This window comes from Sphingobium sp. BHU LFT2 (assembly GCF_018604485.1).
GTDB lineage: Bacteria > Pseudomonadota > Alphaproteobacteria > Sphingomonadales > Sphingomonadaceae > Sphingobium > Sphingobium yanoikuyae_A.
In genome coordinates this window covers 125,456-149,861 of record NZ_JAFCGW010000004.1, presented here as the reverse complement: position 1 = coordinate 149,861, position 24,406 = coordinate 125,456, and the positions used below count along the sequence as shown (strand labels likewise).

General features: G+C 65.3%; 19 protein-coding genes and 1 tRNA gene. 10 read left to right on the top strand and 10 right to left on the bottom strand.

The annotated features are described in order from the left end of the window. Positions 1 to 6: 6 nt before the first annotated feature. The 4 genes from glgC (at position 7) to JQK15_RS10135 (ending at position 5,356) form a co-directional block, all read left to right on the top strand. Complete coding sequence (glgC, locus tag JQK15_RS10150) at positions 7 to 1,266, top strand: glucose-1-phosphate adenylyltransferase (protein WP_069336317.1); 1,260 nt, start codon at positions 7 to 9, stop codon at positions 1,264 to 1,266. A gap of 8 nt (positions 1,267 to 1,274) precedes the next feature. Further along, positions 1,275 to 2,726, top strand: coding sequence for a glycogen synthase GlgA (gene glgA / locus JQK15_RS10145; RefSeq protein ID WP_214865332.1), 1,452 nt, complete (start codon positions 1,275 to 1,277; stop codon positions 2,724 to 2,726). Continuing rightward, a complete protein-coding gene (glgX, locus tag JQK15_RS10140; RefSeq protein WP_214865330.1) occupies positions 2,723 to 4,627 on the top strand; it encodes a glycogen debranching protein GlgX in 1,905 nt (634 codons plus the stop codon). Before glgA ends, glgX begins: the two co-directional genes overlap by 4 nt. 96 nt (positions 4,628 to 4,723) lie before the next feature. Continuing rightward, the gene (locus JQK15_RS10135; RefSeq protein ID WP_037507444.1) at positions 4,724 to 5,356 is read left to right on the top strand and encodes a PaaI family thioesterase; all 633 of its coding nucleotides are present in this window, start codon (positions 4,724 to 4,726) and stop codon (positions 5,354 to 5,356) included. A gap of 121 nt (positions 5,357 to 5,477) precedes the next feature. On the opposite strand, the gene JQK15_RS10130 is transcribed toward JQK15_RS10135, so the two are convergent. Both JQK15_RS10130 and JQK15_RS10125 read right to left on the bottom strand, forming a co-directional pair. After that, the gene (locus JQK15_RS10130) at positions 5,478 to 6,542 is read right to left on the bottom strand and encodes a Gfo/Idh/MocA family protein (protein WP_214865328.1); all 1,065 of its coding nucleotides are present in this window, start codon (positions 6,540 to 6,542) and stop codon (positions 5,478 to 5,480) included. Between the two features lie 20 nt (positions 6,543 to 6,562). Further along, positions 6,563 to 7,072, bottom strand: a complete 510-nt coding sequence (locus JQK15_RS10125) for a VOC family protein (protein WP_214865327.1) — start codon at positions 7,070 to 7,072, stop codon at positions 6,563 to 6,565. A 113-nt stretch (positions 7,073 to 7,185) separates the two neighbouring features. Here JQK15_RS10125 and JQK15_RS10120 point away from each other — a divergent pair, with 113 nt between their 5' ends. The 4 genes from JQK15_RS10120 (at position 7,186) to JQK15_RS10105 (ending at position 11,201) form a co-directional block, all read left to right on the top strand. Continuing rightward, complete coding sequence (locus JQK15_RS10120; protein ID WP_214865325.1) at positions 7,186 to 8,211, top strand: oxidoreductase; 1,026 nt, start codon at positions 7,186 to 7,188, stop codon at positions 8,209 to 8,211. Between the two features lie 74 nt (positions 8,212 to 8,285). Then, on the top strand, positions 8,286 to 8,807 hold the full coding sequence (locus JQK15_RS10115; protein ID WP_214865323.1) for a sigma-70 family RNA polymerase sigma factor: 522 nt from the start codon (positions 8,286 to 8,288) through the stop codon (positions 8,805 to 8,807). A 3-nt stretch (positions 8,808 to 8,810) separates the two neighbouring features. After that, complete coding sequence (locus JQK15_RS10110; protein WP_214865321.1) at positions 8,811 to 9,575, top strand: anti-sigma factor family protein; 765 nt, start codon at positions 8,811 to 8,813, stop codon at positions 9,573 to 9,575. Further along, the gene (locus JQK15_RS10105) at positions 9,576 to 11,201 is read left to right on the top strand and encodes an FAD-dependent oxidoreductase (RefSeq protein ID WP_214865320.1); all 1,626 of its coding nucleotides are present in this window, start codon (positions 9,576 to 9,578) and stop codon (positions 11,199 to 11,201) included. It begins immediately after the preceding gene. Between the two features lie 259 nt (positions 11,202 to 11,460). Here the strand turns inward: JQK15_RS10105 and JQK15_RS10100 are convergent, their stop codons facing one another. Then, positions 11,461 to 14,556, bottom strand: a complete 3,096-nt coding sequence (locus tag JQK15_RS10100) for a DUF4982 domain-containing protein (protein WP_214865318.1) — start codon at positions 14,554 to 14,556, stop codon at positions 11,461 to 11,463. 145 nt (positions 14,557 to 14,701) lie between these two features. Beyond that, positions 14,702 to 16,615: a rhamnogalacturonan lyase gene (locus tag JQK15_RS10095; RefSeq protein ID WP_502956807.1), complete on the bottom strand. Its 1,914-nt coding sequence runs from the start codon at positions 16,613 to 16,615 to the stop codon at positions 14,702 to 14,704. Between the two features lie 152 nt (positions 16,616 to 16,767). Here JQK15_RS10095 and JQK15_RS10090 point away from each other — a divergent pair, with 152 nt between their 5' ends. After that, the gene (locus tag JQK15_RS10090; RefSeq protein ID WP_214865316.1) at positions 16,768 to 19,896 is read left to right on the top strand and encodes a TonB-dependent receptor; all 3,129 of its coding nucleotides are present in this window, start codon (positions 16,768 to 16,770) and stop codon (positions 19,894 to 19,896) included. Between the two features lie 306 nt (positions 19,897 to 20,202). Here JQK15_RS10090 and JQK15_RS10085 read toward each other — a convergent pair. Then, positions 20,203 to 20,278 (bottom strand) — tRNA-Lys (locus JQK15_RS10085). A 41-nt stretch (positions 20,279 to 20,319) separates the two neighbouring features. Next, the gene (folK, locus tag JQK15_RS10080; RefSeq protein WP_214865314.1) at positions 20,320 to 20,829 is read right to left on the bottom strand and encodes a 2-amino-4-hydroxy-6-hydroxymethyldihydropteridine diphosphokinase; all 510 of its coding nucleotides are present in this window, start codon (positions 20,827 to 20,829) and stop codon (positions 20,320 to 20,322) included. A gap of 23 nt (positions 20,830 to 20,852) precedes the next feature. On the opposite strand from folK, the gene JQK15_RS10075 reads away from it, so the two are divergent. Then, the gene (locus JQK15_RS10075; RefSeq protein ID WP_214865311.1) at positions 20,853 to 21,518 is read left to right on the top strand and encodes a uracil-DNA glycosylase; all 666 of its coding nucleotides are present in this window, start codon (positions 20,853 to 20,855) and stop codon (positions 21,516 to 21,518) included. 100 nt (positions 21,519 to 21,618) lie between these two features. Here JQK15_RS10075 and JQK15_RS10070 read toward each other — a convergent pair whose 3' ends face one another. The 4 genes from JQK15_RS10070 to JQK15_RS10055 form a co-directional block, all read right to left on the bottom strand. Continuing rightward, complete coding sequence (locus tag JQK15_RS10070) at positions 21,619 to 21,945, bottom strand: YnfA family protein (protein WP_037507824.1); 327 nt, start codon at positions 21,943 to 21,945, stop codon at positions 21,619 to 21,621. 31 nt (positions 21,946 to 21,976) lie between these two features. Further along, positions 21,977 to 22,825 carry an N-carbamoylputrescine amidase gene (gene aguB, locus JQK15_RS10065; protein ID WP_099230338.1) on the bottom strand — a complete coding sequence of 283 codons (849 nt, stop codon included), beginning with the start codon at positions 22,823 to 22,825 and terminating at the stop codon, positions 21,977 to 21,979. A gap of 68 nt (positions 22,826 to 22,893) precedes the next feature. Then, positions 22,894 to 23,226 (bottom strand): DUF2501 domain-containing protein, encoded by a 333-nt coding sequence (locus JQK15_RS10060; RefSeq protein ID WP_214865309.1) that lies wholly within the window; start codon positions 23,224 to 23,226, stop codon positions 22,894 to 22,896. An 89-nt stretch (positions 23,227 to 23,315) separates the two neighbouring features. Beyond that, positions 23,316 to 24,308: an agmatine deiminase family protein gene (locus JQK15_RS10055; protein WP_214865307.1), complete on the bottom strand. Its 993-nt coding sequence runs from the start codon at positions 24,306 to 24,308 to the stop codon at positions 23,316 to 23,318. Positions 24,309 to 24,406 lie beyond the last annotated feature (98 nt).

Here is a 24,406-nt window from a genome sequence, read left to right as displayed (position 1 = left end):
GCCCTAATGCAACAACGCAATCAGCCGATCGCGCGCGACGCCATGGCCTATGTGCTGGCCGGCGGACGCGGCAGTCGCCTTGCCGAGCTGACCGACCGGCGGGCCAAGCCGGCGGTGCATTTCGGCGGCAAGGCGCGGATCATCGACTTTGCGCTGTCCAATGCGCTCAACAGCGGTATCCGCCGCATCGGCGTGGCGACCCAGTATAAGGCCCACTCGCTGATCCGTCATTTGCAGCGCGGCTGGAACTTCCTGCGGCCCGAGCGCAACGAGAGCTTCGACATATTGCCCGCCAGCCAGCGCATTTCCGAAAGCCAATGGTATGAGGGCACGGCCGACGCCGTGTTCCAGAATATCGACATCATCGAAAGCTATGCGCCGGAATATATGGTCATCCTGGCCGGCGATCATGTCTACAAGATGGACTATGAGCTGATGCTGCAGCAGCATGTCGACAGTGGCGCGGATGTCACTGTTGGCTGTCTGGAGGTGCCGCGTCAGGAGGCGGTAGGCTTTGGTGTGATGCATGTCGACGAGGCGGACGTCATCACCGCCTTTGTCGAAAAGCCCAAGGATCCGCCCGCCATTCCCGGCCAGCCCGACATGGCGCTGGCATCGATGGGCATCTATGTGTTTCGCACCCGCTTCCTGATCGAGCAATTGTGGCGGGACGCCGACGACAAGAACAGCAAGCGTGATTTCGGTGGCGATATCATCCCCTATATCGTCAAGCACGGGAAGGCGGTGGCGCATCGCTTTTCCAGCAGCTGCGTGCGGGCGGAAAGCGAGTTGGTGCCCTATTGGCGCGATGTCGGCACGATCGACGCCTATTGGCAGGCCAATATCGACCTGACCGACGTCGTGCCGAGCCTGGACCTTTACGACCGCAGCTGGCCGCTCTGGACCTATTCGGAGGTCACGCCGCCGGCCAAGTTCGTGCATAACGAGGATGGCCGACGCGGATCGGCGACCAGTTCGCTGGTGGCGGGCGGCTGCATCGTGTCGGGCTCCTCGCTGCATCGCAGCCTGCTCTTTTCCGAGGTGCGCACCCACAGCTTCTCGTCCATTACAGAGAGCGTCATCATGCCGAACTGCGTGATCGGGCGCGGGGCGCGGCTGCACAAATGCGTGGTGGACTCTGGGATCAGCATCCCGCCGGGCCTGATCATCGGCGAAGACCCGGCCTTTGACGCGCAGCATTTTCGCCGCACCGACAGCGGCATATGCCTGGTGACGCAGCCGATGATCGATCGGCTGGTGGCCTGAAACGAAGGATGATGATGAAGCTTCTGTCGGTTGCGTCCGAAATCTATCCGCTGATCAAGACCGGGGGGCTGGCCGATGTCGTCGGCGCGCTGCCCGGCGCGCTGGCCGGCCATGATGTCGAGACCCGGACGTTGGTGCCGGGCTATCCGTCGGTGCTGTCGCAGCTGGGCAAGGCCAAGGCGATGCGCCGCTATGAGGCGCTGTTCGGCGCCCCGGCGACGGTGCTGGCGGGCAAGGTCGGCGACCTCGACCTGCTGGTGCTGGATGCACCCGATTTCTATGCGCGCGAAGGCGGGCCCTATGGCGACCATGGCGGCAATGACTGGGGCGACAATTGGCGGCGCTTTGCCGCGCTGGCGCGGGTCGGTGCGGACATTGCGGCGGAGGGCGTGAAGGGCTGGGTGCCCGACATCGTCCATGTCCATGACTGGCAGGCGGCGATGACGGCAGCCTATATGCGCTTTGGCCCGGCCCATGCCGTGCCGCGCGTCGTCACCATCCATAACCTGGCCTTTCAGGGGCGGTTCGGGCCGGAGATATTTGCCCAGCTTGGCCTGCCGGCCGAAGCCTGGGGCATGGATGGCGTCGAATATTATGGCGGCACCGGCTTCCTGAAGGCGGGGCTGGTGTCGGCCGACGCGATCACCACGGTCAGCCCGACCTATGCCGAGGAAATCCGCTCGCCGGTCCATGGCATGGGGCTGGATGGCTTGATCAATGGACGCAGCGACAAGCTGCACGGCATTTTGAACGGCGTCGATACCGACATCTGGAACCCGGCGGAGGACGAACTGATCGCGCGGCGCTACAGCGCGCGCGCGCTGAGCGGGCGCAGCGCCAACCGGCGGGCGCTGGAAAAGCGCTTCGGCCTGCAGCGCGACGATGCGCCGATCTTCGTCATCATCAGCCGCCTGACCTGGCAGAAGGGCATGGACCTGATGATGGGGGCGATCGACCATCTGGTCGGGCTGGGCGCGAAACTGGCGGTGCTGGGATCGGGCGATCATGCGCTGGAGGGCGGTTTCCTGGCGGCGGCGGACCGCCATCGCGGCCGGGTGGGCGTGCAGATTGGCTATGACGAGCCGCTGTCGCACCTGTTGCAGGCGGGCGGCGACGCGATCCTGATCCCGTCGCGGTTCGAGCCGTGCGGCCTGACCCAGCTTTATGGCCTGCGCTATGGCTGCGTGCCGGTGGTGGCGAGGGTCGGCGGTCTGGCCGACACGGTGATCGACGCCAATGAGGCGGCGGTGAGCGCGGGCGTGGCGACCGGCATCCTGTTCGCCGGCGACGATCCGCTGGCGCTGCATGGTGCGATCGCGCGGACGGTGCGCCTGCATGGTGAACCGGAGGCCTGGCAGACGATGCAGCGCGCGGGGATGCGCGCCGATTTCAGCTGGACCCACAGTGCGGCGCGCTATGCGGCCCTTTATCGCAGCCTGCTGGAGCGCGAAGCCGCATGAGCGCGGACGGGTTCGGGCCGGTGATCGATGCCGGCGGAACCCGCTTTGCCGTCTGGGCGCCGGAGGCAACGCAGCTCTGGCTCTGCCTGTTCGATGCCGACGACCGGGAAACGCGCTTGCCGATGGCGCAAGGGGAGGATGGCGTCTGGCAGGTGCAGGCGCCGGGCGTCGGCGCGGGCGCGCGCTATGGCCTGCGCGCCGATGGCGCCTATGATCCCGATAGCGGCCTGTGGTTCGATCCCGACAAGCTGCTGCTCGATCCCTATGCGCCGGCGATCGACCGGGCCTTCGTCCATGATCCGATGCTGGCCGCGCCGCGTGGGCAGGGGGAAGATACGGCATCGCTGATGCCCAAAGGGGTTGTGACCGCGCCGCTGCCGCCGGTCGCGCCGACGCCGCCGCGCTTCCAGCCGGGTGGGCTGATCTATGAATTGCAGGTGCGCAGCTTCTCGCTGTTGCATCCTGACGTGCCCGAAGCGCAGCGCGGCACGATCGCGGCGCTCGCCCATCCGGTGATGATCGACCATCTCAAGAAGCTGGGTGTCGGCGCGGTCGAGCTGATGCCGATCAACGCGTGGATCGACGAGCGGCATTTGCCGCCGCTCGGCCTGCGCAATGCCTGGGGTTATAATCCGGTCAGCTATTTCGCGCTCGATCCGCGACTGGCGCCCGGCGGGCTTGCCGAATTGCGCGATACGGTGGCGGCGCTGCACGATGCGGGGATCGGCGTGATCCTGGACATGGTCTATAATCATGACGGCGAAAGCGACAGGCTGGGGCCGACCTTGTCGCTGCGCGGCCTCAATGCCCGCGCCTATTTCCGGCACGAGGCGGACGGGCGGCTGATCAACGATACCGGCACCGGCAACAGCGTGGATTGCAACCAGGTGATGGTGCGCCGGCTGATCCTGGAATCGCTGCGCCATTTCGTGGTGCAGGCGGGGATTGACGGCTTCCGCTTCGATCTGGCGCCGGCGCTGGGGCGGCTCGCGGACGGGTTCGATCCTGATGCGCCGCTGCTGGCGGAGATGCGCGCCGATCCGGTGCTGGGCGATCGCATCCTGATCGCCGAGCCATGGGATATCGGGCCGGGGGGCTATCAATTGGGCCGGTTCGGGCCACCCTGGCTGGAATGGAATGACCGCTATCGCGACGATATGCGGCGCTTCTGGCGGGGCGACGCCGGCACGATTGGTGCCTTTGCCACGCGACTGGCGGGATCGTCGGATATTTTCGAGGGGACGACCCGCAGCGTCAATTTCCTCGCCGCCCATGACGGCTTCACTTTGGCCGACTGCACCGCCTATGCGGACAAGCATAACCTGGCCAATGGCGAGGACAATCGCGATGGCCATGGCGAGAATTTCAGCTGGAACAACGGCGTGGAGGGGGTGAGCGACGATCCGGCAGTGGTCGCGGCGCGGCGGCGCGACATCAAGGCGCTGCTCTCTACCCTCTTCTGCTCGCGCGGGACGATCATGCTGACGGCGGGCGACGAGTTCGGGCGCAGCCAGATGGGCAATAATAATGCCTATGCGCAGGATAATGGCATCAGCTGGATCGAGTGGGACGCGCGCGACCGGGAGATCGAGGCCCATGCCTTTGCGCTGGGGCAATGGCGGCGGCGTTGTGCCGAGCTGACCGACGTGGCGTTGCTGGGTGAGGGCGATGTCGTCTGGCTGGACGAGGGCGGTCAGCCGCTGAGCGTCGCCCAATGGGAAGACCCCGCGCGGCGGCGGCTGGTGCTGCATTTCCGGGCGTCGGGCCTCAGCCTCTGCATCAATGGCGCGGAGGGCGATTTTCTTTTCGATCTGCCGGATGGTCCCCTGATTGTGCCGGGACGCAGCGTGATGCCGCAACGCCGTAGCGTTATCCCGGAAGGCGCGGCTGCGCGCGATTGATGCGCGGCGCTCCAGCCGTCATCCTGCCCGCCGATCGGGGGCTTCCTTCACCCGCCAAAGCATGGCTAAGCAGGGGCAAAGGGAGCAGGACGACAGATGACGGAAGCAGGATCGGCGGCAGGACCGGGAGCGGACGAGGAACGGGATCTGCTGGGCGGGCGCTGGCTGACGGGCGATACGCCCTATGGTGCGATGATTGACCGGCTGCGCGATTTTCTGGACCATGTCGCGGCGGCCAAGCTGGACGACGCTACGGCACAGGCGCTGGACGCGGACCTGGCCGCCTGGACGCAGCGGCTGACGCCGATGGTGGCGGACGAGGCGCATCGCATGTTCGGCCGGGTGCGCGACGCGCCGGGCCATGGCCAGGTGTTCGCGCCGGCCTTCATCCCCGATCAGATGGGCGATGATTCGCTCCATGCCCGCGTCACTTTCGGAGCCTTCCATCTGGGCGCCAATTATGCCGCCCATGGCGGGGCAGTGGCTTTGCTGTTCGACGAGATATTGGGCTTGCCGGCGAATATGAGCGCGCAGCGCATGGCGCGCACCGCCTATCTGCACGTCAATTATCGCGCGATCACGCCGATCGACAAGGAATTGCAGGTCAGCGCCTGGGTGACGAAGGTCGAGGGACGCAAGCGGTTCGTGCGCGGCGAACTGCGTGACGGCGATCTGCTGTGTGCCGACGCCGAGGGGCTGTTCATCGAATTGCTGCCGCATCAGCAATAAGTCTGGAACCATCACTGTCCTGGCCCGTTCTATTGCACGAGGCCGTCGCACTTCCCCCCGCTCGGGCGGTCTCGCAGATCGGGCCCGTCGACATCCCCCCGTCGACGGGCCTTCTCTCTTTTCAGGACAATGTGACGAGCGCGCCATCCTGCACGGCGGACTGGCGGATCGCGTCGAGTAGCGCCATCGCCGCGACGCCATCATGGAAGGTCGGGATCGGGACGCCATCGGGCATCGGCCGCCCTTCGACGCCGGCGCGCAGGGCTTCGCACAGGCGGATGAAGGGGGCGAGTTCGAACAGCATTGCCGCTTTGCGCGGATCGTCGGCTTCGATCGGCGGCAGGCCGAGGTCGGCATCGACCGGCAGGTCGCGCACGCCATCCCGGTCGGCGATCCTGACCACGCCCTTGTCGACCCAGAGCGTGCCATGGGTGCCGGCGACGCGGCTCACATTCTCGGACGGACCCCAGATCCCGGCGCTGTGCTGGAGCACGCCCTGCGCGCCATTCTTCATGCGGAAGCGGACGATATAGCTGTCCTCCGCCGCGTTGGCCGGGCGGTCCGACACGGTGGGCAGGGTGGCGCTGAGGCTGTCGACCTCGCCCAGCCAGACGCGCAACTGGTCGACCAGATGCGAGCCATGGGCGCCGAGCCAGCCGCCGCCTGCGCCGGCATCGAACCACCAGCGCGGCATACGGGCGGCAGGATCGGCGACGATCGGCAGGACGCTGGACAGGGTGACATAGCGCGGATCGCCGATCAGCCCGTTGGCGATGGCACGGCCGATCATCGCGCGGTCGGGCGCCCAGCGGAACTCGTTGCCGATCAGGTGCGTGACGCCGGCCTGTTCCGCCGCCGCCAGCATCGCGTGAGCCTCGGCCAGGTCGGCGGCCATCGGCTTTTCGCAGAGGATGTGACAGCCCCGTTCGATCGCGGTCAGGGCAAGCGCGGCATGGCTGGCGGGCGGCGTGGCGATCGTTACGGCGACCGCGCCGGTGCGCTCGATCGCTTCGCCCAGATCCGTGAAGATGTCAGCTATGGCGACAGCATCGGCGCGGCGGCGGGTGCGGTCCGGATCGGTACCGACCAGGCCCACCACCTCGAACCCGGCAGCGCGCAGTGCGGGGACATGGATGCGACAGCCAAAGCCGGTGCCGACGACGATCGCGCGGGGGGCATGGGGCATGGTTGGTCCTTTCGGGCAGGTCAGGTGGCGGGAACGGCGGCGAAGAAGTCGATCCCCGCCTGGGTCGGGAAAATATATTCGAGATAATGGCCAAGCTCGGGCGCATCGACGAAGCAACTGTCCATGAAGCCCTGATTATGGCTGATATGGGGGACGGGCAGGCCGTCGGCGTCGGCGCGGGCGAGCAGCGCCTGCCACTGCGCGGCGTCGTGGATTAGATAGCCCAGATGATGATGGCGCAGCTGGAAAGCATCGCCGGGGGCGAGGCGGTCCATATATATGGCCGATCCCGGCCCGGAAGCAGTCAGCAATTCATACATGACCGGGCCGACCCAGGCCAGTTCGACGCGGATCTGGCCGCCCGCCGCCAGCGGTCCTTCGAGCCGGCGAAAAGCACCGATGCCATAGCGGTCAGCCAGGATCGCCTGCGCCCGGTCGATATCATTGGTCGCATAGGCGATCTGGAAATGGTCGGCGCGCAGCACGCCCGATGTCGGGTCGACAAGCGGCGATGGTCGGCGCAACAACATGGGCGCTATCCTCTCGGCATGATCCCGTTCGCGGGATTCGGCAAGAAGATAGTATATGCTATCTTTATGGGGCAAGGCGCGTGCGCCCTGATCCGCCCCGGCGATATGGGACGATGATGATGCAGGAAATCGGCGTAGGCCTGATCGGCTATGGCCTGGGCGGGCGTGCGTTCCACGCGCCCTATGTGCTGGCGACGCCGGGCATGGCGCTGCGCGCCGTCGTCTCGCGCGACTCGGCCAAGGTCCATGCCGGTCTGCCGGGCATGCAGGTGGTGCCCGATGTCGATGGGCTGTTGGCGCTGCCGGGGATCGATCTGGTGATCGTGTGCAGCCCCGATGAACTGCATGCCGACCATGCGATCGCCGCGCTGCGGGCGGGCAAGCATGTGCTGGTGGACAAGCCCTTTGCCACCACGCTGGCCGATGCGCGCCGGGTCGCGGCCGAGGCGGAAGGCGCGGGCAGGTTGCTGGCGATCTTCCAGAACCGGCGCTGGGACGCCGATTTCCGCACCTTGCGCCGGTTGATTGCCGAGGGACGGCTGGGCGAGATCATCCAGTTCGAAAGTCATTTCGACCGCTGGCGGCCGACCCCGGCGACGACCTGGAAGGATGCGCGGGCGGCGGGTATCTGGCAGGATCTGGGACCGCATCTGGTCGATCAGGCGCTGTGCCTGTTCGGCAAGCCCGAAGGGGTGAGCGCGGATATTGCGGCTTTGCGGCAAGGGGCGGTGTCGCCCGACTATTTCCATGTGACGCTGCGCTATCCGCGCCACCGGGTGCTGCTGCATGCGACCAAGCAGGCGGCAGCGCACGGGCTGCGCTTCGTCGTCCATGGCACGGGCGGCAGCTGGATCAAGAATGGGACCGACGGGCAGGAGGCAGCGACGGTCGCGGGGCAACGGCCCGAGGGCGCGGACTGGGGCGTCGATCCGCAGCCGGGCCATCTGACCGATGCGGCGGGGGATAGCCATGTGATTATGAATGAGTGCGGCGATTACCGGCTGTTCTGGCAGGCGCTGGCCGATGCGATCCGGGGTGAGGGCGCCAATCCGGTGCCGGCGGACGAGGCGATCGCGGTGATGGAGATATTGGAAGCAGGCCTGCGCAGCAGCGCGGACAGGCGCGAAATCCAGCCCTGACGGGTTGAAGATACATAATCCGGAAATATTTGGGCGAAGGGGGATTAAAGCGATCATTGAGGCGTAAGTGACGTATGAAACCCACGCCGCCCAAGGTCGTAGACCTGCTGCCCGCGCTGATGCGCTATGCCCGTCGACTGACCGGCAATGAAAGCGATGCCGAGGATCTGGTCCAGGATGCGCTGGTGCGCGCCTATGCCAATGCCGACAGTTATCAGCGTGGCCGGCCACTGCGCGTCTGGCTGTTTTCCATTCTGCACAATGTCTTCGTCAGCGGCACCCGCCGGGCGGCCGTGCGCGAACGGTTCCGTGCCGACGCCGTGGCGCAGGCCGAGCCGGTGGCGGCGCCGGCGCAGGAGCAGATGGTGCGGCTGCATCAGATCGAGGCGGCGCTGACCGCCCTGCCGGAGGAGCAGCAGACCGTGTTGCATCTCGTCGCGGTCGAGGGGCTTTCCTATCAGGATGCGGCCGACGCGATCGGCATTCCCATCGGCACGCTGATTTCGCGCCTGTCCCGCGCCCGCGCAAAGCTGCGCGCGCTGGAGGAGGGGGCACCAGCCGTGCGCCCCGGCCATCTGCGCATCGTGAGGGATTGAGCCATGGCGGAACTCACCATCACCGAATGCGAACTGCATGCCTATGTCGACGACCAGCTCGACGCCATGGGGCGGCTGGAAGTGGCCGATTATCTGGTGCGTAACCCTGATGTCGCCGCGCGTGTGCTGGCCGATCTGTCGGTGCGGGACGCGATGCGGGCACTGGCCGAGCGCGACGAGCAGCCGGTGCCACAACGATTGCAGGACAGCGCCCGCAAGGTGGAAGGCGCGCTGCACCGCAGCCGCCTGTTTCGCCGGTTGAGCGGCGGGCTGGCAATGGCGGCGGGCATCGTTGCCGCGGTGGCGCTGGGCGTCGGCAAGCTGAACATGGGCGTCGCGCCGACGGCGCAGGCGATGCCGGTGTTCATCGAGGAGGCCTTGATGTCGCACAAGACCGCGCTGGTGCGGTCGCACATGAAGTCGCAGCCCGAAATCCCGCATTTCGACCCGGCCGATGTCCGCACCGCCACCCATATCAACGTGCCGGTGCTGCCGGCGGGCTGGCGGGTGCTGGATGTGCAGCTGTTCCCGTCCGACTATGGGCCGAGCCTGCAACTGGTGATCGACGCGGGCGAAAAGGCGCCGGTGTCGCTGTTCGCGGCGCGGGCCGTCACCGGCCTGCCGGAAACGCCGCGCACCCAGGTCGTCGACGGCGAGACCATCGCCTACTGGGCCCGCAAGGGCACCGTCTATGTGCTGACCGGCGTGGAATCCCAGGATTTCCTGCAGAAGCACGCGGCCGATCTGGCCAATAATCAGGACGCATGAATGAGCATTGATCTCTCGCAACAGACCGGCGCGCTGCGCCGGCGGGCAGATGTCTGCGTCATCGGCGCGGGCGCGGCCGGCATCACCACTGCGCGCCGGCTGCTGGCGGCCGGGCATCAGGTGCTGCTGCTGGAAAGCGGCGGGCTGGACTATGAGCGGGAAACCGCCGACCTCAACGCCGGCAAGAATGTCGGCCAGGCCTATTATGATCTGGACGATGCGCGGCTGCGCTTCTTTGGCGGCACGACCGCGATCTGGGGCGGGCGCTGTGCTACGTTGGACCCGATCGACCTCCAGTGCCGCGACTGGGTGGCGGGATCAGGCTGGCCGCTGTCCTGGGACGAACTGCAGGATTATTATGGCCAGGCGCGCGGCATATTCGAGATTGGCGACGAGCCGGCGAGCGCGGAGGCGCTGAGCGCCCATGGCGTGCCGCTGCCGGGGTTCGACCGGTCGGAACTGCACATGCCGGTGTGGAATTTCGATCCGCGCTTCAACCGCTTCACCTTCGACGCATGCCAGGATCTGCGCGATCATCCGCGCTGCGAGATCATCACCCATGCCAGCGTCACGCGGATCGTGACGAAGGATGGCGCGATCAGCCGGATCGAGGCGAAGGCGCTGGCCGGCGCGCATCTGCATGTCGAGGCGCGCGCCTTCGTGCTGGCGGCCGGCGGGATCGAGAATGCCCGGCTGCTGCTGGCGTCGCACATCGGCAATGAGCGCGACCAGGTCGGCCGCAACTTCATGGAACATCCCCATGCGCGCGGCGGGCGGATCGTCGATGCTAGGGCCTGGCCGCTGCTGAAGGCGTTCGGCCGGCGGCACCGGATCGGCGGCCATGACATGGCGGCGCTGATCACGCCGTCTGCCGATCTGCAGCGGCGCGAGGGGTTGCTCAACAGTTCGTTGACGATCGTCGGACGGCAACCGGCGCGGGCGTCGCAATTCTGGGGCATGCGGGCCTATGGCTCGCTCAAGCATGACATGTCGCCGACGCGCAGTGGCCGGCGGCTATGGATGATGACCAAGAAGGCGGCGACCTGGGCCCAGCGCCATGTCGATCCGCTGCGCCCCTGGCTGCTGCACAAGGCAGGCAAGCTGGAGATCGCGCTGCTGGTGCGGGCCGAACAGGCGCCCAACCCCGACAGCCGGGTGCTGCTGACGAAGGAGCGCGACGCGCTGGGCGTGCCGCGCGTGGCGCTGGACTGGCGGCTGTCGGCGATCGACAAGCATAGCGTGACGGGACTGGTCGATGGCCTGGGCCGCGAACTCAAGCGGCTGGGCATGGGCCGGGTCGAGCGTGCCGATTGGCTGGACGAGCCGGGCGAGCTGTGGCGCAACGATCCGCTCATCTCGTCCCACGCGATTGGCGGCTATCATCATATGGGCACGACCCGCATGGCGACCGATCCGCGCCAGGGCGTGGTCGATGCGGACGGGCGCGTGCATGGCCAGGCCAATCTCTATGTCGTGGGCTCTTCGACCTTCCCGACGTCGAGCTGGGCCAATCCGACCCTGACCATCGCCGCGCTGGCGCTGCGCACGGCCGATCGGCTGTCGGTCGCGCTCAACCGGCCAGTGGCGCAGCCAGTGCGGGTGCCGGGACTGGCAAAGGCGTCGTAGCGTTTACCCTCTCCCGTTGACGGGAGAGGGAGGGGCCCGCGCCAAAGGCGTGGGAGGGTGAGGGCCTTCTGAAAGAAGCTACCCTCATCCAACTTCGCCTAGCCGGCTTTGCCGGCAAGGCTGCGTATCCTTCTCCCGCCAGCGGGAGAAGGAATGATCGCTTCTGGCAAGGCAGGCGATCAGGGAAACGGCCGCCGCGGTTTTCTCGTTTCTCGACAGTTCGAAACGAACGGATGTGGGGGCGTGCGGGCTTGGGGCGTCAGTCCACCGGGCCGTGGAATTCGGCTTCGACGATGCCCAGATGCCAGCCGGGCGGGACGGCGTCGGCGCCGGTGTCGCCGGCCTGGCGGGCGCTGGCGAGTTCCACCACCTTGCCGAAGGCGTCCTTGTCCTGCACCGGGCCGGTCTGGCGGATGCGCAGCGTCTGGCCGGTCGTGGCAGGGAAGCGGAGCGTGGTGTAGCCGAGCTGTCGTTCGGTCTCGCCGCGCCAGACGCTCTTGCCGTCGATCGTCAGTTCGAGCGGATAGGCGCGTGAGCGCCAGCCGACCAGCTTCAGGTCGATTTCGCTGAGCCGCACCGGCGTGGCGAAATGATATTCGATCCAGCCATTTTCGGGCTTGCCGTCACTCGCCCAGCGGGTGAGTTCATTGTCGTCGACGGTGGCACCGGCATCGGCCTGTCCGGACCCGGCGCGGATATCCTGCGCGACGAAAGTCGTGCGGTGCGGGGTGAAGCTGGGGGTGGCGGGTGTCGGCCCGCGCACCAGGCTGCCGGGCTGGAAGGCGTCGGCGAAATCGGTGGACAGGCCGCCCCTCGTGGCGGCGGGCAGCTTGGTCTGGATCGACAGGCTGGCGGCCTTGAGGCCCGGCGCGGTAGCGGTGAGCGACACCGTGCCCGCCTTGGTGCCTGCGCGGATCAGGACGCGGTTGACGCCGCCTTCCAGCGGCAGGTCGGGCGAGAGGATATAATTATCCTCCTCGCGTGCGGTGCCGGCATAGGAGGTGGTGCCGTCCGCGCCATGCGCCTTGGTCACCACCGCTTCGCCTTCGGTCTGGCCGGCGCGGACCTTGCCCTGGCTGTCGCCCTGGGCAATGCCGCCGCGCCAGAGCGCCGGCCCCTTGAGATCGAAATGGACCTTGCTGGCGTCGACCGGCACGCGGCGGCCCTGGGCATCGACCGCCTCGACATCGACCAGCGCGATGTCGGCGCCGTCCATGACGAAGCCGCGCGGCGAGACATGGGGGGTGAGTTTGAGCGCGACCGCCGGGCCGGTGGTGATGAGGCTGAACTCCGACGTCTTGCCGTCGGCGTGGGTGGCGACGGCGCGCAGCGTGCCGGGGGCGAAGGCGACATTCTTCCAGCTGAAGAGGAAGCTATCGCTGCGCTGGCCCTTGCCGAGCGAGCGGCCGTTGAGGAACAGCTCGACGCTATCTCCATTGGACACGACGCTCATGTCCTTGACCGTGCCGGGGGCGTAGTTCCAGTGGCCGATAATGTGGGTGGCGGGGGTGACGCTGTCGACCCAGTCGTCCCACATCACCTGATGCGCGAAAAAGCCCTGTTTGGGGATGCGCACGGCGTCGACTTCGCCCGAGCGGCGGTAATTATTGTCGCCGCGAAAATGGGTGTTGCTGTCCGACCAGATGATGTTGACCCCGCCCGAGCTGACGCGGGTGCCGGTGCCCGGCCGCATGACATAATAGTCGTTCCAGCGCTTCACATCCTCGATGGCATGGCTGTCCTGGTTGCGATTATAGGCGGGCGCATCCTTGTGGAAGGGCGGGGTGAAATTATCCTGATAGGCGCGGGCGGCTTCGTCGCGGCTATATTCCATCGACCACATCGGATGCCTGGCGCTCTTGTTGATATACATCATCTCGCCGCCATATTCGGCGATGCGGCTGTCCAGCATCTCGCGTGATCCGATGGCGCGGCCGCCATGGGGATCGTATTGATCGCGGATCGCCTTCATCTCCGCCATATGCGCTTCGCTGATATTCTCGTTCCCGCTTTCGTAGAAGAGGATCGAGGGATTGTTGCGATTATAGATGATCGCGTCGCGCATCACTTCCTTGCGCTGGTCCCAGCGGCGGCCGGTGACGTCGCTTTCGGCGTCGCCCGCCGGCATCGCCTGCATCAGGCCGACGCGGTCGGCGGATTCGATATCCTGCTTGGACGGGGTGACATGCATCCAGCGGACCAGATTGCCGCCGCTCTCCACCATCAGCGCGTTGGAAAAGTCGCTGATCCAGGGCGGGATGGAGGTGCCGACGGCGGGCCATTCGTTGGAGGTGCGCTGGGCATAGCCATGGACCATGATGGTGCGGCCGTTGAGGTCGACCTTGCCATCGCCGAAGCGGGTCTGGCGGAAGCCGGTCTTCGTATCGACGCTGTCGATCACCTTGCCCTTGTCCATCAGGCTGGTCGTCACGGTGTAGAGATAGCCATAGCCCCAGCTCCAATAATGGAGGTCGGCGACCGGTGCGGCGGCGGCGAGGGTGGCGCTCTGGCCGGGCGCGATCGAGGTGGCGGCGCTGTCGAAGCGGGCGACGCGGCGGCCGGCGGGATCGCGGATTTCGACGCGGAGCGACAAGGCGCGCGCGGCGGCGCTGTCGTTGCGGACCTGGCTTTCGGCATGAATATTGGCGCGGCGGCCGGCGATGTCGAAGCCGTCGGCCCAGACATATTGGCCGGTGGTGCCCAGCGACGAATAGAGCGGCAGCGTCTGATAGACTTGGCCGGTCAGGTGGAGCCGGACATTCTTGGTAATGCCGCCATAATTGACGTTGAAATTGTCATTGTTCCACTGGAAGCCGCTGCCAGTGGCGCGTTCCTTGTACTTCCAGTCATTGTCGACGCGCACGGCGATGACATTGTCGCCGGGTTTGAGTGCGGCGGTAATGTCGGCGCCAAAGGCCATCACGCCATGTTCGGACAGGGCAACCGAGCGGCCATTGACCCAGATTTCGGCGGCCTGGCGCACGCCCTCAAATTCCAGGAAGGCCCTGCCGCGTGTGGCATCGGCAAGGAGGGTGATGTGCTTGCGATACCAGATGATGCCGGTGGACAGCGCCTTGATGTCGCGGGCGAAGGCCTGCGTCTCGTTGAAGGCGTTGGGCAGGGTGACGCTCTGCCAGCCCTTGTCGTCAAAGACGGGTTGCTGTGCGCCCGCCTGATCGCCGGTGGTCATCAGCCAGCCGGGATTGAGATTATAGCTCTGGCGCGGCGAGGCGGTGACGGTGGAGGCGTCATGGGCGGCGGCGGGGAGAGCGGGCAGGAGCGGCGCCAGCGCCAGCAGGGCCAGGCCACCCCGCAACTGACGCATCCGCGCGCCGACAGCCGATTTCCGCTTCATGCCCTTGCCCTCTCCGAATATTGGTCAGGCCACTTTGGGCGATGCCGGACGAGGGGTCAATAGATATCCCTAAAAATGGATATGTGATCCATATATTGGTCAGTCAGGTGGGCGGCGTGTGTGGCGCCGCCCACCCGATCGAGGGTCAGCGTTCGCCCTGCTTGCCGGCGCCCAGATAGAAGCTGGTGTGCGGCGGCTGGTTATAGGCGGTGTTCTGCCAGGCGACGCCGAGGCGATAGACCGGATCCTGCATCAGCGTGACGAAGCGGTGCGTGGTCGGATAGGGGGTGGTGTAGATGCGCAACTCGCGATTGTCGGCGCTGCGCCACACCACTTCCTCGCGCCAGTCGCCGATCAGGTCGGCCTGCAGCGCCGGTGTCGCCTTGGTGCCATTGTTGGACGACAGGTCTTCGGGCGAGAGCAGGGGGATTTCTCTGCCATTTTCCCAGTCCCATTTGGAAATGGTCGTCTTGTCGAGCAGTTCGCGCAGCAGGTCGCCATCCCACCAGATGGCGAAGTTCATCTGGCGCGGGCGCGGGCCGATCGGCTTGCCGGCGACGTCGAACAGTTCGGCCGAACTGGAGTTCCAGAACTCGGCGCCCCAGTGGCGCGGATCGATATCGGCGGCGACGCCGCGACCGGTGTCCTTTTCGGCCGGGGTGGACCAGAGCATCTGGCCGGTGCGCGCGTCGAGCAGGGCGGAGCCGATCATGCCATTCTGGCGCTGATCCTCGAACACGCCGAATTTTTCGAGGCCGGGACGGGCGGGGTCGAGATCGCTGACATGCATGGTGTCGCCGTGGAAGAGCGGCTGGGTCCACAGCCCCTTGCCATCGTCATCGACCGCCATCGATCCATAGATCACCTCGTCGCGGCCGTCGCCATCGACATCGGCGATCGAAAGCTGGTGATTGCCGCGTCCGGCATAGTCGCCATTGCCCGGCTGGCTGCTGTCGAACAGCCAGCGCTGGGTCAGCTTGCCGTCGCGCCAGTCCCAGGCGGCGATCGCGGTGCGGGCGTAATAGCCGCGGCCAAAGACCATGGAGGGCAGATGTCCGTCGAGATAGGCGATGCCGGCCAGGAACCGGTCGGATCGGTTGGCATAGCCATCGCCCCAGCTTTCGGCCAGCTGCTGCGTCGTGGGATTGCCGCCGGGATAGCGCGGCGGATCATAGGGGGCGGTGGCGAGTGCCTTGCCGGTGAGGCCGTCGAAGACGGTCAGATATTCCGGCCCCTTAACGATGCGGCCCTGCATCGGCGCGACCTTGGTGCCATCGGGCAGTATCTTGGCACCGGTGCGGTCGCGCTGCGGCACTTCGCCATCATGGCCGCGCCAGTCGGCCCTGGCGTCGCCGATCACCGTGCCGATGCCGTCGACCGTGCCGTCGGCGGTCTTCATCGCCACTTCGGCGCGACCGTCGCTGTCGAAGTCGAAGGCCAGGAACTGGGTATAATGGGCGCCGGCGCGGATATTGCGGCCAAGGTCGATGCGCCACAGGCGCGTGCCGTCGAGCCGATAGGCGTCGAGCAGGACCGGCCCGCTATAGCCGCCCTGGCTGTTGTCATGGCTGTTGGTCGGATCCCATTTCAGGATGATCTCGTAACGGCCGTCGCCGTCCAGATCGGCCGCGCTGGCATCATTGGCGGTGTAGCTGAACGACTCGCCGGCGGGGGTGACGCCGTCGGCGGGGGGCGTTAGGGGGATGGAGAGATAGGATTTGTCCCACATCATGGCGGGGGAGGGGCCGCTCTTGTCGCCGATCCGCTGCACCGCATAGCGGCTGGTCGTGCTGCCCTTCCTGTCGACGAAGGCAGTGGCTTCGCCGACGCGGCTGTCGTGGATCGGCTTGCCGTCGCGCAGCAGGCGAAAGCGGATGGTGGCGGGATCATCGGCCAGCAGACGCCATGTAATGAGCATGCCGCCATCCTGTGTTGGTAGCGCTACCGCGCCACGATCAAGTCGTTCGGCCGCTATTCGGGCGGTGGGGCCAGTTGCCAATGCCATGGTCGAAGTCGCCAGCCCGAGCGTCATGGTAAAGGCCCGAATAGTGGTGCGCATTTGCATCAATCTCCCCTCCGGATCACTACTGATCCAAATATTAGAATTGCATCCCACATATAGGTTCAGTAACTCTCCGTCTAGAAACTGATTCGACGACCGTGGGGAAACGGAGTCGGTCATGGGGTGTTCTGGGAGAGAGGGGATCGGCTATGCGCGAGCATACCACTGAAAGCGTGCAACATTTTTCCAACATCGCAATGGTTCGCCGGACGCTGAAGGGCGCCTCTGCTCTCGCCATGGCGGGCGTCATGCTGATGTCGGCTTCGGCTATTGCTCAGACAAATGACGAAGGCGAAAAGAAGGAAGGCGCCGTTTCGGCCGCCGATATCGTCGTTGTCGGCACCCGCGCCTCGCTGCAATCGGCGATCAACCGCAAGAAGGAAGCGAACACCGTCGTCGACTCGATCGTCGCCGATGATATCGCCAGCTTCCCGGACAAGAATATCGGTGACTCGCTCGCCCGCATCACCGGTGTCCAGCTGAGCCGCGAATTTGGCGAGGGCAACCAGATCTCGATCCGTGGCGTCGAACCCGACCTCAACCGCGTCGAGATCAACGGTGTCAGCCAGGTCAGCGCGCTCGGTTCGCGCGCCGGCGACTTCCGCGAAATCGCGGCCGAACTGGTCAAGTCGATCGACGTCTATAAAGGCTATGCCGTCGACCTGACCGAAGGTGGCATCGGCGGCACGGTGCGCGTCGAAACGCGCAAGCCGCTGGAACTGAAGGATCCACTGATCTCGATGGTCGCGTCGGGCCAGCATCTGGATCTTACGGAAAGCTGGAAGCCGCGCCTGACCTTCTTTGCCGGTGCGCCCAAATTCCTGATCGATGGCTTGGGCATCCTGGTCAACGCCACCTATAGCGACGTCGACACACGCCAGGATTATATCAGCAACACTAATTGGCAGCGGCTGGCCGATTTCGATCATTCGACCGAGAAGACGGTCGCTAACCCGCTCTACAGCAACTATAATACATATGAGAGCTGCGCTGGCGTCGGTGGTGCGACCACTGGGGCCGCCACCGCCAACCGGCTGGCGTGCGAAACCCAGTTCTTCGACTGGGCGCCGACCGTGCCGCGCTATCGCCAACTGGTGCGTAATGACAAGCGCATCTCGGCCGATGTCACATTGCAATATCAGGTGGCGCCCAATTTCCGCGCCTATGTCAACGGCCAGGTCAATCTGCGCAACCAGAAGCTGCAGGACACCAACTATTCGGTGGATTTGGGCCGCATCGAGCGCTTCAACCTCGATCCGCAGCTGGCAGCCGGCGCGGGCGGCGGCACGTCGCGTCGCCGGGTCCAGCTGGGCACTTCGACGGTCAACGGGAACCATGTTGTCACCGGCCTCACCACCGCGCTTGACGCCGTCAACATCGGTACCGCAACCAACCCCAACTGGAATGGTGCGGCGAACATCATCGGCGTGCAGCGCCGCGACTTCGATTATGACCAGGACAGCAAATATTTCTCGGGCGGCTTTACCTGGGAACCCAATAGCCGGTTGAAGATTGACGTGATGGGATCGCATGCGACCGCCCATACCGATCAGCAGACCAACCTCATTTCGCTGGGCACCAGCGTGTCGGGCATCACCATCGACCGCAACAATGACCAGGGGCTGCCGGTCTTCAGCTTCCCATCCAATTTCGACCCGGCCGATCCGGCGGTCTATGCCGACTTCACCCGCACCGGCGCCAATGGCCAGGTGCTGCCGGTCTATGGCCCCGGCCTGCAATATCGTCCGGGCGAGTTCAACAATACCGAAGATCAGTTCAAGATCGACGTCGATTGGGAAATTGATCACCCGATCGTCAGCAAGATCGAATTTGGTGCCCAGGGGCGCAAACAAAAATTCCTGAACTATCAGGGTGGTGGTTCGGTACTGCTCGATCCCACGAGCATGACCTATCAGTCGTCGGCGAATGTTTCCTACACCACCAATATCGTCGCCAATCCGACCCAGACGCGCAACGGCAATACCTGGTATATGACGCCCGCCCAATATACCGCGCTGATCGGCGCGATTGGCGGCACCACGGGTGGCGCGCCGCTCTTTTCCGGCCTGAAGGGCGCGCCGGCTGGCCTGCCCACGGGGCTCGCCTTCCCCAATTTCGATGCCGAGGAACTGGGGAAATTCTACGATCTGTCGGGGTTCGATCATGATCTGGTCCGCTTCGCCGATGGTTTCCCGCAGGTGCCCAGCGCCAAGATCGACGAAACCGTGCTGGCGGGTTATGTCATGGCGGATATCGATACCCAGATTTTCGGCATGCGCCTGACCGGCAATGCCGGCGTGCGCTGGATGCATACCAAGGATGAAGGGACCGGCACCAATGTCAGCCGCGTGACCCGCTTCACCCCGACCGGCGGCACGGAAACCGTCGTTCTGGCGGCGCAATCGGTGACGATCAGCAACAGCTATACCGACATCATGCCGGCCTTCAACGCCAATCTGGAACTGGCGCGCGACCTGTTCCTGCGGGCCAACTGGGCCAAGAATTTGGCGCGACCGCGCCCGACCGACCTGGTGCCGAACATCAATTGTTTGGATGACATCACCATCACGGGCACGGACGATACCTGCACAGCGGGTAATCCGGCGCTCAAGCCCTATCGTGCCGACCAGTGGGAAGTGAACCTGGCCTGGTATCCCAATGCCGACACGATGCTGAGCCTGGGCTATTGGAAGAAATATGAATCCAGCTTCGTCATTCCCAATGTGACCCGCAGCGGCGTGGACCTGTTCAACGACGGCTCCAGCTATACGGTGCGCCAGCCGGTCAATGGCTTTGGTGCGCTGCTCGACGGCATCGAGGCGAATGCGCAGACTGCCTTCACCTTCCTGCCCAAGCCGTTCGATGGTTTCGGGGCTAGCGCGAATTTCAGCTATTCGCGGGCGTTGCGGACCAACCTCACCAACAGTGCGACCGGGGCGGAACTCAAAGAATATCCCGGCATGTCGAAATATACTTATAATGCCAGCTTCTTCTACGACAAGGATTGGCTCAATTTCCGCCTGAGCTACAATTATCGCTCCAAGTGGATGCAGACGGTGATTGATGCCAATAACGGTAATAATCCGCTCTATCGCAGGGGTGAAGGCTATCTGGACGGCAAGATCACGCTGCGCTTCCCGCAATATCATTTCAGTGTCTTCTTGGAAGCGCAGAATCTGACCAAGGAATCCACCAAACTCTATATCAACAGCGATATGCCGGTGGAGATGGCCTATCCCGGTCAGCGCTTCTTCGTCGGTATCCAGGGCAAGTTCTGATCCCATTCCCTTGGGGAAGGGCAAAGACGCGGTTCCGGGCTTGTTCCGGGGCCGCGTTTTGCTTTGCGGGTAGGCGCAATGAGGGATGATCAGGGCATGGGAAAGGTGACGCGCCCGCTTTTGAAAACCGCGGTGTGCGCCCCGGATCTTGGCAGCGAGCGCGTCGCCCGCTCGATATCATCCGGGCGCGTCCTGTCCTGTCGTTTGTCGGCACGACAGTTGTGCGCCGTGCGCAGAAATGGCGTGGATGCGCGCGCTCGATCGGCAAGGATGCGCCGGGATCGGTTTCTATCGCGATGTCTGGGGTGGTGAGTCCAGCTGGGTTCGAACCAGCGACCTACTGATTAAAAGTCAGTTGCTCTACCGACTGAGCTATGGACCCCCTGTCGAGACCGCTCGCACTAGTGGCGCGCGGGCGGCTGGTCAACCTCTTGTGGCACGATGATAGGATGCTTTTCGCAAAAGCGCATGGAGATGCCGCACGCTGTGCCCGGAATGTGGGCATTTCCAGTCGGGCGCGATGGCGCTGAGCGGGCGCAGGACGAAGTCGCGCTGGGCAAAGGCGGGGTGGGGGATGGTGAGGTCGCGGCCGCGCCAGCGTCCGCCCGACCAGAGGATGATGTCGATGTCGAGCCGGCGCGCGCCCCAGCGCTGGAAACGGCGGCGGCCAAGGCCGGTCTCGATGTCCTGAAGCGCGGCCAGCATGGCGGGCGGGGGTAGGGCGCTGTCGACCAGCAGCGCGGCATTGGCGAAGCGGCGACGCGAGGGGCCGAGCGGCGGCGTCTCGATCGTCGGCGACAGGGCGACCACATCGCCCAGCGCGCCGATCCGGCGCACCGCTTCGGCCAGCAGGCGCGGCGGCGTCAGCCGGGCCGAGAGCGGCCGATTCGATCCGATCGAAAGCGCATAAAGGTGGCGGCTTGTGTCCGGCATGGTGCAGCGCCTATCTGAGCGCCATGATCCTGCAAAGTCCCCTTTCAAGTGAACCGCCCCGTGACTGTCCGCTCTGCCCGCGCCTGGTCGCGCTGCGCGTGGAATGCCGGGCGGAACATCCCGACTGGTGGAATGCGCCGGTGCCCGCCTTTGGCGACCCGATGGCGCGGATCGGCATCATCGGCCTGGCGCCGGGCAAGCAGGGCGCGAACCGCACCGGCCGGCCCTTCACCGGCGATGTCGCGGGCGAGCTGTTCTTCGCGACGCTCAAGAAGTTCGGGCTGGCGCAGGGCAATTATGAGGCGCGGGGCGATGACGGGCTGGAACTGCGCGACGCGATCATCATCAATTCGGTCCGCTGCCTGCCGCCGCAGAACAAGCCGGTGCCGGCCGAAGTCCATGCCTGCCGCCCCTTCCTGGCCGACGGCGTGGCGCAACTGCCGCGCGCGCGGACCTTCGTCGCGCTGGGCGAGATTGCGCATCAGTCGGCGGTGAAGGTGCTAGGTGGCAAGCTGCCCAAGGCGCGTTTTGCCCATGGGGCGGAGCATCGCATGCCCGACGGGCGGATGCTGATCGATAGCTATCATTGTTCGCGCTACAACCAGAATACCAACCGGCTGACGGCGGAGATGTTCGAGGCGGTGTTCGCGCGGGCAGTGGAACTGGCGGGGCTGACGTCCGCCAATTAGAGCATTTTCGAAGCAGATGGCATCATCTGCTGGCTCGGAAAATGCGGAAAACAAAAAGGCAAACAGAGCATGATCCGATTCAGTATGAACGGATCATGCTCTAGGCGCGGTGCGGGCCGAACAGGATGACGCCCGCGCCGACCAGGCTGAGCGCCACGCCGGCCATGTCCCAGCGGTCCGGCCGCACGCCCTCCACCAGCCAGAGCCAGAGCAGGGCCGAACTGATATAGACGCCGCCATAGGCCGCATAGGCGCGGCCCGCCGCCGCCGCGTCGACCAGGGTCAGCAGCCAGGCGAAGAGCAGCAGCGATCCCGTGCCGGGGATCAGCCACAGCATCGACTTGTCCATCCGCAGCCAGGCCCAGAAGGCGAAGCAGCCGGCGATTTCGGCCAGGGCGGCGGCGATATAGACCAGGATCGACTGCATCAGCCGATCCGGGCCGGGTTGCAGTGCGTCATCAGATATCCTGCGCGATGCGGCCGTAGAGTTCGGGGCGGCGATCACGGAAGAAGCCCATGCCGGCGCGATGGATCTTTGCCTTGGCAAGATCCAGCGTGGCGACCAGCGCGCCATTGTCCCTGGCGTCGGACTCCGCGAGGAAATCGCCCCATTCGTCGCTGATGAAGCTGTGGCCGTAGAATTTCTGGCCCTCTTCCTCGCCGATGCGGTTGGCGGCGATCACCGGCATGCAGTTGCTGACCGCATGGCCGATCATCGCGCGGCGCCACATGCGGCTGGTGTCCAACTCCGCATCATAGGGTTCGGAGCCGATCGCGGTCGGGTAGAACAGCATTTCCGCGCCCATCAGCGCCATGCAGCGGGCGGTTTCGGGATACCATTGGTCCCAGCAGATGCCGACGCCCACGGTGCCATATTTGGTCGGCCACACCTTGAAGCCGGTATTGCCGGGGCGGAAATAATATTTTTCCTCATAGCCCGGACCGTCGGGAATGTGGCTCTTGCGATAGACGCCCATGATCTCGCCCTCATCATCGATCATGGCGAGCGAGTTGTAATAATGATGGCCATCCCGTTCGAAATAGCTGGTCGGGATATAGACGCCCAGATCCTTGGCCAGCTTGCGCATTTCCTGCACGGCGGGGTGCTGGTCGGTCGGCTGGGCGCGGTCGAACAGGGCTTCGTCCTCTTGCCGGCAGAAATAATGGCCCTCGAACAGTTCGGGCGGCAGGATGATCTTCGCGCCGCGGGCGGCGGCCTTGGTCACATGATCGGCGACCATGGCGATATTGTCGGCCATGTCGTCCGAAAAGGCGAGCTGCAGGGCGGCGACGGTCACGCGGGTCATTCATCACTCCATGATGGGTTCGCCGCGCGATATAGGGGCTATGGCGCCGCCGCGCTACCGGGAAGCGCCTATAGCAGGGACGCCGATTGCTTGAGCACCATGGAGCACATCTTGCCCTTGGCATCGCCCTTCAGGCTGTCGAGCGAAATGTCCTTCTTGCCGGCATGGATGATGCCGGTCTCGCCGGACTTGAAGGCGCCCGAGCCCTTCACGCCCGGTTTCTTGTGCAGCTTGTCCAGCACGGCATTGGCGCTGGTCGCATCAACGAGCCGGTTCTTGACGCAATAGCCCAGCACGCCTGCGGCATTGTCGGCGCCCATGCCGATGATGCTGGGCAATTGGGCTGTGCCGGCGCTCGCGCCCAGCAGGATCAGTGAAGTGGCAAGGGTCGGACGAAACATGGGGCAATGCTCCTGAAGCCGGGCGACGCTGCGCCGCCCGGCCCGGAAATTGCGCCCGCATGCGCATCCCCGCAACGGGGGACTAACCCTTAGACCAGCGAGGGCATTTGCTGGCTGCAGCAATGGAAGCTGCCGCCGCCCGAAAGGATCGCGTCGCTGCGCAGGCCGACAATCTGGCGCCCCGGAAAGAAGGGTGCGAAGGCGTCGAGCGCGGCCTGATCATTGGGCTGGCCATAGATGGGGACGATGACGGCGGCATTGCCGACATAGAAATTCATGTAGCTGGCGGGGATCGCTTCGCCATCGACCAGCACCAGGCCGGGCGAGGGGATGTCGACCACCTCCACGCCATGCGCCTTGGCGCGGGCGCGGGCGTCGGCATAGATGGCCGTGTTGGGATCGTCCGGCGTGGTCGCGATCGGCAGCGCCAGCTTGCCCGGCGCGACGAAGCGGGCAAGATTGTCGACATGGCCGTCGGTATGGTCGTTGAGCAGGCCATCGCCCAGCCACAGCATGTCGGACAGGCCGAGCGCGCCGGCCAGCAACGTCTCGATCTTGCCGCGATCAAGGTCCGGGTTGCGGTTGGGATTGAGCAGGCATTGCTCGGTGGTGACGAACAGGCCGGTGCCGTCGGTGTCGATCGCGCCACCCTCGAACACCCAATTCTGGGTCGAGGTCGCCATGCCGGTGGTTGCGGCCAGGCGCGCGCCAATATCCTCGTCACCGGGCATCTGATATTTGCCGCCCCAGCCGTTGAAGCCGAAATCGACCAGTGCGCGCTCGCCTGTCATGCCGTTCAGCACGGCGATCGGCGCGGTGTCGCGCAGCCATACGTCGCCCAGCCTGTGGACGGCGATGGTGACGCCCGGCGCGACCAGCGCACGCGCAGCGTCGGCATCCGCCTGGTTGGCGACGACCAGACGCACTTCCTCGCCCTTGCCATCGGCATGGAGCGCGCTCGCGAAATCGGCGATCTGGCGACGCGCACCGTCAAAGGCGCCGGGCCATTCGTCCGGGTTGGTCGGGAAGCCGATCCAGGTCCAGTCGTGCGGCGCCCATTCGGCAGGCATGCGAAAAGTCATAGATTTGTCCTTGCCCGGCGCGCTGGCCGGTCCGAGATAGCGGGAGAGATGTTGCGCGCTCCATAGCGCAGGGTCGCGGGTCTGGACAGAGGGTGTAG